14 protein-coding genes are annotated in these 16,122 nt (G+C 38.0%); all 14 read right to left on the minus strand.

Annotation, left to right across the window (positions count from 1 at the left end):
- Positions 1-88: 88 nt before the first annotated feature.
- A complete protein-coding gene (gene queA / locus CBF31_RS07570; protein ID WP_126831777.1) occupies positions 89-1,123 on the minus strand; it encodes a tRNA preQ1(34) S-adenosylmethionine ribosyltransferase-isomerase QueA in 1,035 nt (344 codons plus the stop codon).
- Positions 1,124-1,248: 125 nt separating this feature from the next.
- Entirely contained in the window at positions 1,249-2,259 is a 1,011-nt protein-coding gene (gene ruvB, locus CBF31_RS07575) for a Holliday junction branch migration DNA helicase RuvB (protein ID WP_126831778.1), read from the minus strand.
- 15 nt (positions 2,260-2,274) lie between these two features.
- Entirely contained in the window at positions 2,275-2,892 is a 618-nt protein-coding gene (ruvA, locus tag CBF31_RS07580; protein WP_126831779.1) for a Holliday junction branch migration protein RuvA, read from the minus strand.
- Between the two features lie 119 nt (positions 2,893-3,011).
- The gene (locus tag CBF31_RS07585) at positions 3,012-3,563 is read right to left on the minus strand and encodes a Maf family protein (protein ID WP_126831780.1); all 552 of its coding nucleotides are present in this window, start codon (positions 3,561-3,563) and stop codon (positions 3,012-3,014) included.
- 28 nt (positions 3,564-3,591) lie between these two features.
- The gene (gene mutL, locus CBF31_RS07590; protein WP_126831781.1) at positions 3,592-5,607 is read right to left on the minus strand and encodes a DNA mismatch repair endonuclease MutL; all 2,016 of its coding nucleotides are present in this window, start codon (positions 5,605-5,607) and stop codon (positions 3,592-3,594) included.
- A gap of 35 nt (positions 5,608-5,642) precedes the next feature.
- Entirely contained in the window at positions 5,643-8,252 is a 2,610-nt protein-coding gene (mutS, locus tag CBF31_RS07595; protein ID WP_126831782.1) for a DNA mismatch repair protein MutS, read from the minus strand.
- Between the two features lie 14 nt (positions 8,253-8,266).
- Positions 8,267-8,683 carry a YlbF family regulator gene (locus CBF31_RS07600; RefSeq protein WP_126831783.1) on the minus strand — a complete coding sequence of 139 codons (417 nt, stop codon included), beginning with the start codon at positions 8,681-8,683 and terminating at the stop codon, positions 8,267-8,269.
- 23 nt (positions 8,684-8,706) lie between these two features.
- Complete coding sequence (locus tag CBF31_RS07605; RefSeq protein WP_126831784.1) at positions 8,707-9,507, minus strand: TIGR00282 family metallophosphoesterase; 801 nt, start codon at positions 9,505-9,507, stop codon at positions 8,707-8,709.
- A gap of 134 nt (positions 9,508-9,641) precedes the next feature.
- Positions 9,642-11,201 carry a ribonuclease Y gene (rny, locus tag CBF31_RS07610; RefSeq protein ID WP_126831785.1) on the minus strand — a complete coding sequence of 520 codons (1,560 nt, stop codon included), beginning with the start codon at positions 11,199-11,201 and terminating at the stop codon, positions 9,642-9,644.
- Positions 11,202-11,430: 229 nt separating this feature from the next.
- On the minus strand, positions 11,431-12,465 hold the full coding sequence (recA, locus tag CBF31_RS07615) for a recombinase RecA (RefSeq protein WP_126831786.1): 1,035 nt from the start codon (positions 12,463-12,465) through the stop codon (positions 11,431-11,433).
- A 102-nt stretch (positions 12,466-12,567) separates the two neighbouring features.
- Positions 12,568-13,812 carry a competence/damage-inducible protein A gene (locus CBF31_RS07620; protein ID WP_126831787.1) on the minus strand — a complete coding sequence of 415 codons (1,245 nt, stop codon included), beginning with the start codon at positions 13,810-13,812 and terminating at the stop codon, positions 12,568-12,570.
- A 110-nt stretch (positions 13,813-13,922) separates the two neighbouring features.
- Positions 13,923-14,501: a CDP-diacylglycerol--glycerol-3-phosphate 3-phosphatidyltransferase gene (gene pgsA, locus CBF31_RS07625; protein WP_126831788.1), complete on the minus strand. Its 579-nt coding sequence runs from the start codon at positions 14,499-14,501 to the stop codon at positions 13,923-13,925.
- 42 nt (positions 14,502-14,543) lie between these two features.
- A complete protein-coding gene (locus tag CBF31_RS07630) occupies positions 14,544-15,365 on the minus strand; it encodes a helix-turn-helix domain-containing protein (RefSeq protein ID WP_126831789.1) in 822 nt (273 codons plus the stop codon).
- Between the two features lie 30 nt (positions 15,366-15,395).
- Positions 15,396-16,121: an elongation factor P 5-aminopentanone reductase gene (gene ymfI / locus CBF31_RS07635; protein WP_126831790.1), complete on the minus strand. Its 726-nt coding sequence runs from the start codon at positions 16,119-16,121 to the stop codon at positions 15,396-15,398.
- Position 16,122: the final 1 nt, after the last annotated feature.

Below are 16,122 nucleotides of genomic sequence, written 5' to 3' on the forward strand. Positions count from 1 at the left end.
ACTCTTGATTCCACCATTTAGCAAGGCAATCAAGACCTACTTTTGGTCTTTTTTACCTTTTTTCATTTATTGGCCTTAATCGCTTGATTTACTTCACAAACATAGCATCACCGAAACTGAAGAAGCGGTATTTTTCTTCAATCGCATGATGATAGGCTGACATCACTGTATCACGTGTCGCAAAAGCACTCACTAACATTACCAATGTTGATTTAGGTAGATGGAAGTTTGTTGAGAACGCATCAACTAGTTTGAACTCATATCCTGGTGTAATAAAGATATCTGTCCAACCGCTATCTGCTTTAATGTCACCATTAAATTTTGTCCCAATTGTTTCAAGTGTGCGAATAGATGTCGTCCCTACTGCGACAATACGACCACCATTCGCCTTGACCTCACGAAGAGCTGCCGCTGATTCTTCTGTTAATTTATAAAATTCGCTGTGCATTTCGTGGTCTTCGATCGACTCAACATTAACTGGACGGAATGTTCCCAGTCCGACATGAAGAGTTAGATAAACCAATTTAACCCCTTTAGCTTTAATTTTTTCTAATAATTCTTCTGTGAAATGAAGACCTGCTGTCGGCGCTGCCGCTGATCCATTTTCTTCTGCATAAACGGTTTGATAACGATTTGGATCTTCTAAACGCTCTTTGATATAAGGTGGTAAAGGCATTTCACCCAAAGATTCAATAATCTCTAAAAAGACACCTTCATATTGAAATTCAATAATACGACCACCATGCTCAAGCTCTTCGATAACTTCTGCTTTTAATCTACCATCACCAAATGAAATCACAGTCCCTTTTTTAGCACGTTTTGCAGGTTTAATTAACGTTTCCCACTGATTTCCTTCTGTATTGGTTAAAAGTAGTACTTCTAAATGTCCGCCTGTATCAGGTTTTTCACCGTATAAACGAGCAGGTAATACACGAGTATTATTCATAACTAAGGCATCGCCTTCATTTAACTCATCTAAAATATCGTAAAAATGTTTATCTTGTAACTCTCCAGTTTCTTTATCCACAACCAACAAACGCGAACTTTGGCGGTCTGCTAATGGTGTTTGTGCAATCAGTTCTTCTGGTAAATCAAAATCAAAATCATTTGTCGTAAATGTCATCTATCGTCACTCTTCCCTTATTTCTTCATATAGTAATCTCTTTGTTAGTTTATCATTTTTTTCAAACTTATGCGACCGTATCCATCTCATAAAAAAGAAGCAACAGCTTAATCGCCATTACTCCTCTATTCTTTTCCACTAATTGAGTCATAGCCTAAATGTTCAAATGCAAGTGGTGTCACCTGTCTTCCTCTAGACGTCCGTTTAATAAACCCCTTTTGAATCAAATAGGGCTCATACATATCTTCTACCGTTTCGGTTTCCTCACCTATATTCACAGCAATCGTACTTAACCCAACTGGCCCTCCTTGATAGAGCTCAATCATCGTACGAAGTAACTTTTGGTCCACATAATCCAGTCCCGCATGGTCAACTTGCAACATACTCAGTGCTTTATCCGCAACCGAGCGGTCAACAATCCCATCACTTTGAACTTGTGCAAAATCACGAACTCGCTTAAGCAAACGATTGGCAATACGTGGTGTTCCACGAGAACGCAGCGCAATTTCATAAGCTCCTTCTTCAACTATATCAGTATCAAAAATATCTGCCGAACGAAGGACGATTTCTTTTAAATCCTGAGTTTCATAATATTCCATATGTGAAATTATGCCGAACCGGTCCCTCAAAGGAGCCGATAACATCCCTGCTCTAGTTGTTGCGCCAATCAATGTAAACGGAGGTAACGTAAAGTGAACAGGATGAGAGGTTGGACCTTGACCAACCATAATATCCACGTAAAAATCTTCCATTGCCGAGTAAAGCATCTCTTCTGCTACACGAGGCAATCGATGAATTTCATCAATAAATAAAACATCCCCTGGCTCTAACTCATTTAACAATGCTACTAAATCACCTGGCTTTTCGATTGCAGGTCCACTCGTTGTTCTGATTTGAACACCCATTTCATTTGCAATAACCATCGCCATCGTTGTCTTACCCAATCCAGGAGGTCCATATAATAAAACGTGATCCAAAGATTCAGCTCGTTCTCTCGCCGCTAATATATATATCCCTAGTTCTTCTTTTACTTTTTGTTGCCCAATATACTGAGATAGAAACTGTGGACGTAGGGACATTTCAGTTGTTTGTTCATCATCCAATATATCGCCTGAAACAATACGTTCTTCCGTCATTCACATTCCTACTTTCTATTTTTTCATCATTAATTTTAAGCCTTGGCGTAAGTACTCATCAGTTGTTGACGCTTCTACCTTGGCTAATTCTTTCGCCACTCGTTTTACTTCTTTAGCACTATACCCTAATGCTTGTAGCGCCTCTGACGCTTCATCCAGCAGTGGATTATCACTACTTGATGTTGGGGTTGAATCAATATCCAAACTAGTCTGACGGCCGCCAGCTTCTATGCCAATATCTGTTAATTTTCCTTTTAAATCTAAAATCATTTGCTGTGCCGTTTTCTTCCCTACTCCTGGGAATTTTGTTAAGAACGTCGAGTCAGCTGATTCAACTGCACTCACTAAACCACCATGGTCATCACTTGCCATAATAGCTAGTGCACTTTTAGGACCAATCCCAGAAACGCTATTTAATTTAATAAATAATTGTTTTTCTTCTATCGAACCAAATCCATATAAGGTCTGAGAATCTTCCCTCACCACTTGTTGCAGATAAACTTTTACCGCTGCATCATCCACATGGTACATAAATGGATTAGCTACTGCAATTTGATACCCAATGCCATTCGCTTCAACTACTATGTAATAAGGACTTACAAAAGTTACTTGTCCTTTAATGTATTCGTACATTTTCTTCCTCCTTGAATAAGTACATGCGTTCGCCTTATTGTAGCATATTTATTAAAACGTGAATAGCTACCTCCTTAGTATAAAAAAAGAAAGAGACCAGTTAAACCGGTCTCTTGACTTTAAAATTCAGATAGCATGCGTTTAACATATGCAATTGGAAAGCCAACTACACCATAAAAATCGCCTTGAATCGCTTTGACAAATAACGTACCCGGACCTTGGATACCATAAGCTCCCGCTTTATCCATAGGGTCACCACTTGCTACATATTCCTCAATCTCATTTTCTGTTAACTCGAAGAATGTTACTTCGGTTGTAATAATTTCTGATTTAGTTTTAGATCCTTTCATCATACAAACTGCCGTATGAACATGATGAGTTGTTCCACTCAATCGTGTAAGCATTGCTTTAGCATCTGCTTCGTCCACAGGTTTACCTAAAATCATACCATCAACCACTACCGTCGTATCACTGCCAATCACTAAATCATCTGGATGATTTTTTGCAATACATGCCGCTTTTTCTTGTGCCATCTCTAACACATAATCTAGCGGAGCAATTCCTTCTTTTACTGTTTCGTCTATATCAGCAGGTCTTGTTTCAAATTCAGAAACAACCATACTTAACAATTCTTTTCTTCTTGGAGACTGCGACGCTAATATAATTGCCATTAGGAGTCCTCCCTTTCTATCACATAATTTAATGAGGATCTTGAATTCGTTTGAACATTTTTTCCATGTCTTTATTATCAAAGTGCACTAGTACAGGTCGACCATGGGGACAATTATAAGGATTGTCACATTTTTCCAAATCTTTTAACAATTGTCTAGCTTGCGCTTCATCTAAATGATGGTTTGCTTTTATTGACTGTTTACAGCTCATCATAATAGCAGTATCTTCTCTAAACTTCGCCACGCTAACTTTTCCATCTTTAAGCAACGTATCAATCATCTCTTTAATGACTTCCTCTTCACTACCTGGCGGGTACCACGTTGGATGAGCACGACAAATGTAACTAGTTTGCCCAAATGGCTCTAAATTAATACCAACCTCAGCTAAATCAGATAACTTCTCCTGAATTTTTAGCCATTCACTAGTCGGATACTCTAAAACAATCGGAACAAGTAATTCTTGCAAATCATTCCCAACTTCACCAATTTTCTCACGGAAATATTCATACTTAATTCGCTCTTGTGCCGCATGTTGGTCGATAATATATAGCCCTTGGTCACTTTGAGCAAATAGATACGTACCATGCATTTGACCAAAGTATTCCAGATGCGGAAACTCAGTAGCAGGGGCAACTTGATCTATCTCAGCCTCTTCAGGTTCAGTAACTTCACTTACAACACTTGTATAGTCACTGGCAAATGGGTCATCAAAAAGTGCGTCGTCAATATTTTCTAATGCCTTATCCGATAGTTTTTCAGGTTCTTCTAAAGTCGCGTACTCGGCTACTTCCACTACTGGCTCATCAGATACTCTAGCTTCAATACTTGGTCGAGCGGTCGGTGTCACAACAGGGGAAACTGAATCTGTTGGAACGTAAAATTGATTAGTTTTACGGTCAAATGCTAATGACTCACTTTTCAGGCTAGCTTCAGAAACAATCGTTTCAGTTGACGGTTGTTTTATTTCACCAAATGGCATAGCCAACTGTTCACTTTTCTCTTCTTTTGGAAGTTGTTTTTTAAAACTAAGCTCTGTCGGATCAACTTTTGGGATTAACTGCTTATCACCCAAAGCTTCTTGAATACTTACTGTAATCAGCGCCATTAATTCTTTCTCTTTACTCAAACGAACCTCTTGTTTAGTAGGATGTACATTCACATCAACTAACAACGGATCCATGTCAATTTGAATAACCGCAATCGGATAACGTCCTACCATTAACTTAGAACCATACCCTTCAACAATCGCTTTATTAAGAGAAAAATTACGGATATATCGGCCGTTAATAATCAACGATAAATAATGACGGCCAGCCCGAGTTAACTCAGGTAATGAGACAAAACCAGATACTTTAAAATCTAAATCATTACTCTCTAAAGCCACCATTTTCTTAGCTGTTTCAACACCGTAAATCCCAGCTATCGCCTGTTTTATTTCACCATTTCCAGTTGTACTCAACATTTTATTGCCATCATGAATCAAACGAAACGCAATATCTGGATGACTCAAAGCCAAACGGTTTACAATATCCCCTACATTTGATAATTCAGTCTGTAAGGTTTTGACATATTTCAAACGAGCCGGTGTATTAAAAAATAAATTCTCAACAGTGATTTTTGTTCCCTTGCGAAGAGAGTGAGGCTTATGTTCGACAACCGAACCACCTGATAGTTTGACATAACTCCCCACTGCTTCACCTGTTGAGGTTTCCAAGGTCAATTCCGAGACAGATGCGATACTCGGCAGCGCTTCTCCTCTAAACCCTAATGTTCGAATTCGGAAAAGGTCATCACGGGTATGAATTTTACTCGTTGCATGACGTTTAAAGGCGTTCAGCACATCTTCCGCTTCAATCCCTTCACCATTATCAATGATTTGGATTTTACGGAGTCCAGCTTCTTCTAAATAAATATCAATCTGGGTACTTCCCGCATCAATCGCATTTTCAACCAACTCTTTAACAACTGATGCTGGTCGTTCAACCACTTCACCCGCTGCGATTTGGTTGGCTAACATTTCTGATAGTTCAACAATTTTACTCATCTAGATGCCTCTCCTTCCCTTGAATTATCATTTCATTAATTTAATTTCTTTTGTAACTCATACAATGTATTGAGTGCGGCCATCGGTGTCATCTCTAACATGTTCAACCCTTTAACTTCGGCTACTAGAGCCTCTAACTCTGGAGAAACATCATTAAACAATGACAACTGACTCACTTCTTCCACTACTTCAGGTTGCTTGACAACTGGAGCCTGTTCTACTTCAATTTCTTTTGGCACTACTTTAACAGCAGGATTACCTGATTCTAATACCTCAAGAATAGTCGAAGCGTGGTCTAATAAATCACCCGGTAAACCAGCTAACTTAGCAACATGAATACCGTAACTCTTATCAGCAGGCCCTTCTAACATTTTATGTAAAAAGACAACTTCTCCGTCTTTTTCAACGGCTCCTACATGACAATTCACTAAGCCTTCTAACGTTTTATCTAAGTCCGTCAACTCATGATAATGAGTTGAGAAAAGTGTTTTAGCTTTTACCTTATCATGAATGTAATGAATAATTGCTTCAGCTAAAGCCATTCCATCGTATGTAGCCGTCCCACGACCAATCTCATCAAACAAGATTAAGCTATTCGGTGTCGCATGACGTAACGCTTCATTCGCCTCCATCATTTCAACCATGAACGTACTCTGCCCTGAAATCAAATCATCAGACGCACCAATACGTGTAAAGATTTGATCAAAAATCGGCATATCTGCTGATTCTGCCGGAACAAAACAGCCCATTTGAGCCATGATTACAGTAAGAGCAAGTTGACGCATATACGTACTCTTACCAGACATATTTGGTCCAGTAATAAGCAAGATAGAGGTATCCTCATCCATCATCACACTATTAGGGATGTACTCTTGATGCCCCATTACTTTTTCAACAACTGGATGACGTCCTTCTTTTAATAACAATTTGTGACTGCCTGCTACCATATTTGGACGAACATATTGGTATTTTTCACTGACCGTAGCAAAACTTTGCAGGACATCAACTGTCGCCACTGCATGGGCCAATTTTTGGATACGACCGATTGCCGCTTTAATCGTTTCTCTGACTTCAATAAATAGCTGATACTCTAAATCTTTTGATTTTTCTTCAGCTTCTAAAATCAAACGTTCCGTTTCTTTTAATTCCGGAGTAATATAACGTTCTGCATTTGCCAACGTTTGCTTTCTCTCATAACGCCCTTCTGGCACATTAGCAAGCTGTCCTTTTGTCACTTCTATATAGTAGCCAAACACACGATTAAACCCAATTTTAAGAGTCTTAATCCCTGTTTCTTCACGCTCTTTAGCTTCTAGTGACGCAATCCACTGCTTACCATTAGTCATCGCTTCACGGTATACATCTAGTTGCTCATTATAGCCCGTCTTAATGACCGATCCTTCCGTAATAGTAAGCGGTGAGTCTTCATGAATGGCAGTATTAATCAAAGAAACGACGTCTGTAACAGGATCTAATCCACCTAATAACTCTTGCCATTCTCCTTGGTTAATCCCAGTTAACAACTGTTCAATTTGAGGAACTTGCTCTAAAGACGATTTCAATTGAATTAAATCACGACCATTAACACTACCAAAGGCGATACGGCCTGCTAAACGTTCTAAATCGTAAACATTAGTTAACGCTTCTTGTAGATCAACACGTTCAAAGAAGGCTTGAATCAAACTTTCCACCATGTTTTGACGCTCTTTAATCTGATGCTCTTGAATAAGCGGACGGTCTAACCATTGCTTCAGTAAACGACCACCCATTGCTGTTTTCGTTTCATCAAGTAGCCACAATAATGTACCTTGTTTTTTACCTGTTCGAATCGATTGAGCTAACTCTAAATTAAATTTTGAATAGTGATCCATTTTCAAGAAATGCTTCGGTTCATAGATACGCGCTTGTTGTAAATGAGACAAGCTTCGTTTTTGAGTACCAAGTAAATAAGCCAATAATTTATTCACCACTTCAGCCATTAATACATCGGTTAAATCTTGGGTTAAATAACTTAGTTCCGCATTTTCTAATGTTTCAAATTGTTCTGAGAACACCACATTAAGACGTTGGGTCAACTTATGTTTCAACTCTTCAGGTAAACTGTTCCCTACAATAACTTCACGTGTTTGTAAGCTAGATGCCTCGTTTAGCACACTTTCCTGATCAGGCAAGACGGTTGTTTTTAACTCACCAGTTGTCAAGTCTGCATAAGCGAAGCCATACGGACTACTACCTTCCGTCGAAACGATTGCTGTTAAATAATTATTCTCTTTAGCATCTATCCCTTTTGAAGCCATCACCGTTCCCGGCGTTACCAGTTGAACAACTTCTCGTTTCACCATACCTTTAGCTGTTTTAGGGTCTTCAACTTGCTCACATAAAGCGACCTTATAGCCTTTTTCTATCAACGTATCTAAATAGCCTTGAGCGGCATGATGCGGAATACCACACATCGGAATTGGATCATCTGCATTACGATTACGACTCGTTAATGTCAGCTCCAAAATTTGAGAGGCTTTGATTGCATCATCATAAAACATTTCATAAAAATCACCCAAACGATAGAATAAAAAGGCATCTGGGTAATTTTCTTTTATTTTAAAATATTGCTCCATCATTGGAGTATGCTTCGTTTTTTGTGGCACCTTTTGTCACTTCCTTATTCTTTTGTCCCTATTGTTTCATTTTTAATAAAATCTAACATATCCGCTTCAAGATGGTGATTAAATTTTGTCTCAAAACGTTTTGTTAAATGTTGTAATAAATCATTTGCTTCAATAAGTTTTTCACGGTAGCGAATAACTAGTGGATGAGTATCAAATTCTTCCGTTAACCTATCCGCTTCTTTAAGTGCAACTTTTTCTGCTTCTGGTTTCCCATAATGAGCAAATTTAACCGCATCTTTTTGCTTTGCTTTAATTTCTTCTACAAGAGCGACTAGTCCTTCATGACCTTCAACTTTCGCTTCAATTGCTTTATAATCTCTAATAATTTCACTTTGATTTAATAGTGTGATAAGCGAGTTTAGAGCTTGCTCCACTTTTTTATCACTAATTTTAGGGCCATTATCTGACATCTTAACTACTCCACCTTCCACTTTTAATCTTTAAAAGGGCTGTCCTCATTAATTTGACCGATTTCAATTTTTTTAGCGCGACCTGTTTGGTCATCTATCTCTAATACTGCATATGATAAATTTGAACGTCCGCTTTCAACCACTTCAAAACGGTGAGGCAACGCTGTTCTAAATTTACCAATCACTGCATCACGTTTCATTCCTAAAATACCATCATAGGGACCTGTCATGCCAACATCTGTTAGATAGGCTGTTCCTTCTGGCAAAATGCGCGCATCGTTTGTTTGAACGTGAGTATGCGTTCCTAAAACTGCAGACACACGACCATCTAAGAACCATCCCATTGCTTGTTTTTCACTTGTTGTTTCAGCATGAAAATCAACAAAAATAAGCGGCGTACGTTTACGTGCCTCTGTCACCATCTCATCAATTTTTTTAAATGGGTCATCTAAATCAACCATAAATGTTCGACCTTGTAAATTAATAACCGCTAACTCTACTTGATTGACCTTCACATAAACAATACCTTGACCAGGTGTTGTCGCTTCTGGAAAGTTTGCCGGTCTTACCATTTTTTTAGCATCTGCAATAAATTCAAAAATATCGCGATTATCCCATGTATGATTACCTAAAGTAACGACGTCAGCGCCATCTTGTAGGAATTTTTTATATATTTTTTCAGTGATACCTCGACCAGATGCCGCATTTTCACCATTTACAATCGTCACTTGTGGACGGAATTTCTTTTTCAATTTTGGGAGATAGTCAGTAATCATATCTCTTCCCATTGACCCTACTACATCTCCTACAAATAAAATACGCATAATTTGTCTTCCTCTTCTCTCTAATATCTTTACCTATTCTATCAATTTTAACACCTAATTGGAAGAATACTAGTTACTTCACAACATAAAAAAAGAAGAATAAAGCTATTAGCCTCACTCTTCTTTCAAAATTATTATTTAGCGTAATCAACTGAACGTGTTTCACGAACAACCGTTACTTTAATGTGACCTGGATAATCCAATTCATCTTCAATACGTTTGCGAATCTTACGAACTAAGATTGCTGCTTCATCATCAGAGATTTCATCAGGTTTAACCATGATACGAACCTCACGACCCGCTTGGATAGCGAAACTAGACTCAACACCAGGGAAGTCATTTGAAATCCCTTCAAGACGCTCTAAACGCTTAATATAGTTTTCTAGTGATTCACTTCTTGCACCTGGACGTGCTGCAGACAACGCATCAGCGGCTGCTACTAAAACAGAAATGACAGATGTCGCTTCTGTATCGCCATGATGTGAGGCAATTGCATTAATAACAACTGGATGTTCTTTGTATTTCTTAGCCAGTTCAGTTCCAATCTCAACGTGAGAGCCTTCAACTTCACGGTCAAGCGCCTTACCAATATCATGTAAGAAACCTGCACGTTTAGCTAGTTCAACATCTTCGCCTAACTCCGCAGCTAGAACTCCTGTTAATTTAGCCACTTCAATTGAGTGATTCAACACATTTTGACCATAACTTGTACGGAATCTCATGCGACCCATAATTTTAATTAAATCCGGGTGTAAAGTATGCGCCCCAACTTCGAAGGCAGCATTTTCACCATATTCACGGATTGTTTCATCCATTTCTTTACGCGCTTTTTCTACCATCTCTTCAATACGAGCTGGATGAATACGACCATCTTGAATTAATTTTTCAAGTGCAATACGAGCTGTTTCACGACGAATCGGATCAAAACCTGATAATACTACTGCTTCTGGCGTATCATCAATAATTAAATCAATACCTGTTAATGTTTCTAAAGTTCTAATATTACGACCTTCACGACCAATAATACGTCCCTTCATTTCATCATTTGGTAATGTGACAACAGATACGGTTGCTTCAGATACTTGATCCCCTGCACAACGTTGCATCGCAAGTGATAAAATATTTTTAGCTTTACGGTCTGCTTCTTCTTTAACCTTACGCTCACTATCTTTAACCATTAAAGCAACTTCGTGAGTTAACTCTTCTTCAGTAGTTGTCATAATAATATCACGTGCTTCTTCACGAGATAATGCCGCTACTTTTTCTAATTCTTTTTGCTTTGCTTCAATTAATTCAGTTACTTCTTTTTCTCGTTCACCAATTAACTGCTGTTTAGAATCCAGTTTATCTTCTTTTTCTTCTAGCGAGTGTTCACGTTTTACTAATGTTTCATCTTTACGATCAAGATTAGTTTCACGTTGCAGTAAGCGACTTTCTTGCATCTTCACTTCATCTCTGCGTTCTTTCAACTCACTTTCAATAGTTAGACGATACTTTTGGTTCTCTTCTTTCGACTCCAATAACGATTCTTTTTTTAACGTTTCAGCTTCTTTAGCAGCAGCTGCTAAGATACCTTCCGCTGATGTTTTAGCACCATCAATCGCTTTTTTATGGCGACTATTTGCACTAATAAAACCACCAATGAGACCGACAATTAATATGATGATACCGAGGATTACTGTTAAAATACCCATCTGTACACCTCCGTATTATCTGTGTTTCTATATGTAGTTTTTAGTTGATAAACATCAAACTACTTATCAATATGCCCTACATGCATAACTGTATAAAAAATAACTTTATATACATATTTCATTCTAATAGTTGTGCCTATGCGTGTCAACTTATAATTACCGTTCAGACCTTTAATTTAACGTCTTTAAAATAAAAAAAAGACAGGTGAAAAATCACCTGTCTTTTTTTCTATTCTAGATCTAACTTCACTTCGTCTTCTTCAACTTCGATGTCATCACCAATACCGTATTCGTTACGAACGCGTTTTTCAATTTCCTCATACATCTCTGGATGAGCCATCATATAGTTCTTAGCATTTTCACGACCTTGACCAATACGCTCTTCTTTGTAAGAATACCACGCACCACTCTTATCGACGATATCTCTTTCAGATGCCATATCTAAAAGTTCACCCGCTTTTGAAATCCCTTGTCCATACATCAAATCAACTTCCGCTACTTTAAAAGGAGGAGCAACTTTATTTTTTACAACTTTAATTTTCGTACGGTTACCAATGATATCTGTTCCGTTTTTTAATTGTTCTGCACGACGCACTTCTAGACGAACTGTCGCATAGAATTTAAGTGCACGTCCACCTGGTGTAATCTCTGGATTACCAAACATTACGCCAACTTTCTCACGGATTTGGTTAATAAATAGAGCAATTGTTTTAGTTTTATTAATAGAACCTGATAATTTACGTAAAGCTTGAGACATCAAACGAGCTTGTAAACCAACATGAGAATCTCCCATTTCACCATCAATCTCAGCACGAGGTACTAAGGCAGCAACTGAATCGACAACTACAATGTCAATCGCGCCACTTGAAACTAACGCATCAGCAATTTCAAGTCCTTGTTCTCCTGTATCTGGTTGAGATAATAATAATTCATCAATATTAACGCCTAAATTTTGTGCATACTTGGGGTCTAAAGCATGCTCAGCATCGATAAAAGCAGCTGTTCCACCTTGTTTTTGAACCTCTGCAATAGCATGTAACGCCACTGTGGTTTTACCTGAACTCTCTGGACCGTATACTTCTACAATACGTCCACGAGGGTACCCACCTACACCTAATGCCACATCTAGTGCTAATGAGCCACTAGGGATTGTTGAAATTTGTGTATCTACTTTCTCGCCAAGTTTCATGATTGACCCTTTGCCATAATTTTTTTCTATTTTTTTTAACGCAGCATCTAGTGCTACTTTACGATCATCTGCCAATTAAATATGCCTCCTTGTTTTGTTCCCGAATTTATTTCTATACTTATCATACTTTTTATCACTTAAAAAATCAAGCTTTTTACGAATGTTTGTTCGTGTTTTTTATTTAGATAATAATCGACGCCTAATCAGGTCCATTCCTTTTAGGACCGCTTGATATTGAATAGAAGCCTTATTGCCACCAAAATTATAGCGCATTACTTCTTGCTTCCCTGTTCGGTCAGTTAACGCTATAGCAACCTCACCCACATCATAGCTTTCACTTTGACAATTATCAGTTATTCCAGCAATCGCAATTGCATAGTCTGTTTCAAACATTTGACAACAATTTTCAGCAACTAACGTTAGCAACTGTTCATCTAAATAATCGTTCGATTTATTTTGACTAGATACATTTGGTAAAGAAACAACCAATTGATTGAGGGATGGAAAAATGACGCCACCCTTACTTACTAAATCCGAACCCGGTATCGTTGAAATCGTACTTTGAAATAGTCCTGACGTTAAACACTCCACACTTGATAAGGTCTTTCCTTCTTTTTTTAGCACATTGACTAATTCATTTTGTAACGAGTTAGTTTCACCGTAGCCATAAAAATAGGTCCCGACTTTTTCTTGAATTTTTTCTTCCATTTTATTTAATAATAGAAGCGCCTCTTCATCTGTCTCCGTTTTCGCTGTCAAACGTAAGGTTACTTCGTTGGTTTTAGCATACGGAGCTAATGTCGGATTAGTTTGAGTGGTAATCAACTCTGCTAATTCTGTTACTAGGCGTGATTCTCCAATCCCATAAAAACGTAAAACACGTGATGTTAGTTTCATCTTTTGAGGTAGCAACTCTTTCAAAACAGGCTTAGCTGATTCTTCAAACATACCTTTTAACTCTCGTGGCGGTCCAGGTAACACCATATAAGCCGTATTCTCCGCTTGATAAAAGGTCCCAATGGCTAACCCTACTGGATTTTCTAAAACTTGACCATTAGAAATTGTCAAAGCTTGACGTTTATTATTCGGTGTCATTGGTCGGCCGGACTTCGAAATATACGATACGACATAATCCAAAGCCTTTTGATCCATCACTAGAGCTTCATTTAAATGCTCAGCCAATATATCACGTGTGATATCATCGTCAGTCGGTCCTAATCCACCACACAGAATAACTAGTTCACTTCTTGTATCTGCCAATTCTAAAAGTGTTTTTAAGCGTCCAGGATTATCTCCTACCACCGTCTGATAATAAACTTCATACCCTAATCCTGCTAATTCTTCTGAAAGGTATGTTGCATTCGTATTCACCACTTGCCCTAACAAAAGCTCTGTTCCTACTGCAATAATCTCTGCTTTCATGACTGCCACACCCATTCTTTATAATATTCGCGTAAAGTGATACTTTCTACAAAATTATATCACACAAATTTAAACAAAAAAAAACAACGAACTTACTCGTTGTTTTTCTCTTACATAGAACCCTTGAACACGTGACTATTTTTAATAAAGTAATCTACGCCTGAATAAATAGTAAAAGCTAAACAAACGTAAAGCAAAATCGTTGCTACCGGTAAACCTAATGCTTCAAATGGCGCATTATTAATCATTAAGAAGATGATTGCTAACATCTGAGTGGCTGTTTTTACTTTACCAGGCCATGCTGCTGCCATAACTTCGCCATCTTCAACTAATAACAAACGTAAACCTGTTACTGCTAGTTCACGACAAACAATAACTGCTGCAATCCAAGCTGGTACTTTCCCTTGAGAGACAAGCACAATAAATGCTGTCATAACTAACATTTTATCTGCTAGAGGATCTGCAAATTTTCCGAAGTTGGTAACTAGACCTTGAGAACGGGCAATTTTACCATCTAGCCAGTCTGTGATACTAGCAACCGCAAATATTATCATCCCTACAAATTGATTAACTGGGATAGCTGTTCCTGCAATTGACATACTTCCCCATGCCATAGCATCGGCCACTACTATTAAAAATACCGGAATCATACAAATTCTGATTACCGTTAACTTATTTGGTAAATTCACTTTAAAGCACCATCCTTTAATTCATTATCGTTATAACTAAACCTATTCAATCAGTAATTTAATATTACGTTTCACCGCTTCGTCACCCTCTGGGTTAAACTCAAGCTCTTGACCGTTAATTTTAACTTCTGCATTACTTATGTTACCTAGCACAATTCTAGCTTGGGTTGTTCCATCAGGTAGCGTCGTTTCTCCTGTTTCACCCGCTTCTAACGTCTGATCATATACATATTCCCCATCGATCATAACACCTATCCAGCACCTAGCGTCTTTGCCAATAAACTCTAAATCCAAAGGTCCTTCTGCATTCGAGACAGTCATAGTGACATTATAACCTTCTTGACTATCAAAGTTAATATCCAAATCATCTGGTGATTCTTCAACATCTGCTTTCTTTATGGGTTCTTTCTTTTTTACTACTACTTTATCTGCTTTTTCAATTAATGGTTCGTCGTCTGTTGAACGGAGCGTCAAGAAGCCTATTCCAAAAATAATAAACGCTGCAACAGCAAATAAAAGAAGCATTGGCAAATTAGATTTTACAACATTCGGTTTTCTATCAGAGTAACGCTCTCTACTTAAATCCGAACGTTCTTCTTCTACCTCTGTCACTTCCACTGCCACATTATCAGCCACTACGACGCCATCGAAACGATCTGCTAAGTAATCGCCATCTTCGCCAACTTCATTAGCGTATTGACGAATAAAAGAACGGGCATAATAATCACCGGGTAATTCATCAAATTTATTTGCTTCTATCAATTCTAAGTAACGCGTTTGAATTTTAGTTGCCTGTTGTAACTCTTCAATAGTCAAGCCTTTTTCTATACGGGCTTTCCTTAAAATATCTCCAATCGTTCTCACAAACTCACCCTTTTTCTATATAATTACATCCTACATTTTCCATCCACCTGTTACTGGTAGGACTGTTCCAGTTAAGTATGATGCAGCATCACTCGCTAAAAAATTAACAGCCTCTGCTACTTCTTCTGGCTCAGCTAAACGTCCCACAGGAATCTCTAAACGTAGGTCCTCTAACTCTTCAGTTGTCCATGACTCATTCATTTTCGTCGCTACAGCTCCTGGAGCTATCAGATTAACCGTAATACCTAGTGATGCCACTTCTTGTGCGTATGCTTTTACAAAACTTTGTTGCGCTCCTTTTACCGTGCTATAAACAACTTCCATAGCACTACCAACCAAACCATATACTGAACCTATAAAGATAATACGTCCTTTTTTTGTTTTAGCTAATTTACTTTGAAGGTGCTGACAAATTTGTATCGGTGATTTCACCATGCAATTCCACAAGAGGTCCATTTCATCAACTGTCGTATCTGTCAATAGCTTATACACCGTATCTCCACTGGCAAAAATCACGGCATCGACCTGAAATAATTGTTCAAAAAATGCTGTTGATACTTTTTTTTCAGACATATCTAACTGTATCATAAAAAAATCTTGTTTAGGATACTTTTCAGTTAATTTTTCAACTAAATCTAAACTTTTTTTCTGATTTTTATTAAAGTGGCAATAAATTGACCAACCTTCTGCTGCTAAACGCATTACGCAAGCTTCACCGATATCACCACTCGCACCTAAAACCAATGCATAGGGCATC

The sequence above is a fragment of the Vagococcus fessus genome, from assembly GCF_003987565.1.
Lineage (GTDB): Bacteria > Bacillota > Bacilli > Lactobacillales > Vagococcaceae > Vagococcus_D > Vagococcus_D fessus.

Bases quoted from the DNA above. Each gene is read 5' to 3' on its own strand.
- queA (WP_126831777.1), bottom strand. From the start codon at position 1,123: ATGACATTTACGACAAATGATTTTGATTTTGATTTACCAGAAGAACTG.
- ruvB (WP_126831778.1), bottom strand. From the start codon at position 2,259: ATGACGGAAGAACGTATTGTTTCAGGCGATATATTGGATGATGAACAA.
- ruvA (WP_126831779.1), bottom strand. From the start codon at position 2,892: ATGTACGAATACATTAAAGGACAAGTAACTTTTGTAAGTCCTTATTAC.
- CBF31_RS07585 (WP_126831780.1), bottom strand. From the start codon at position 3,563: ATGGCAATTATATTAGCGTCGCAGTCTCCAAGAAGAAAAGAATTGTTA.
- mutL (WP_126831781.1), bottom strand. From the start codon at position 5,607: ATGAGTAAAATTGTTGAACTATCAGAAATGTTAGCCAACCAAATCGCA.
- CBF31_RS07600 (WP_126831783.1), bottom strand. From the start codon at position 8,683: ATGTCAGATAATGGCCCTAAAATTAGTGATAAAAAAGTGGAGCAAGCT.
- CBF31_RS07605 (WP_126831784.1), bottom strand. From the start codon at position 9,507: ATGCGTATTTTATTTGTAGGAGATGTAGTAGGGTCAATGGGAAGAGAT.
- rny (WP_126831785.1), bottom strand. From the start codon at position 11,201: ATGGGTATTTTAACAGTAATCCTCGGTATCATCATATTAATTGTCGGT.
- CBF31_RS07620 (WP_126831787.1), bottom strand. From the start codon at position 13,812: ATGAAAGCAGAGATTATTGCAGTAGGAACAGAGCTTTTGTTAGGGCAA.
- ymfI (WP_126831790.1), bottom strand. From the start codon at position 16,121: ATGCCCTATGCATTGGTTTTAGGTGCGAGTGGTGATATCGGTGAAGCT.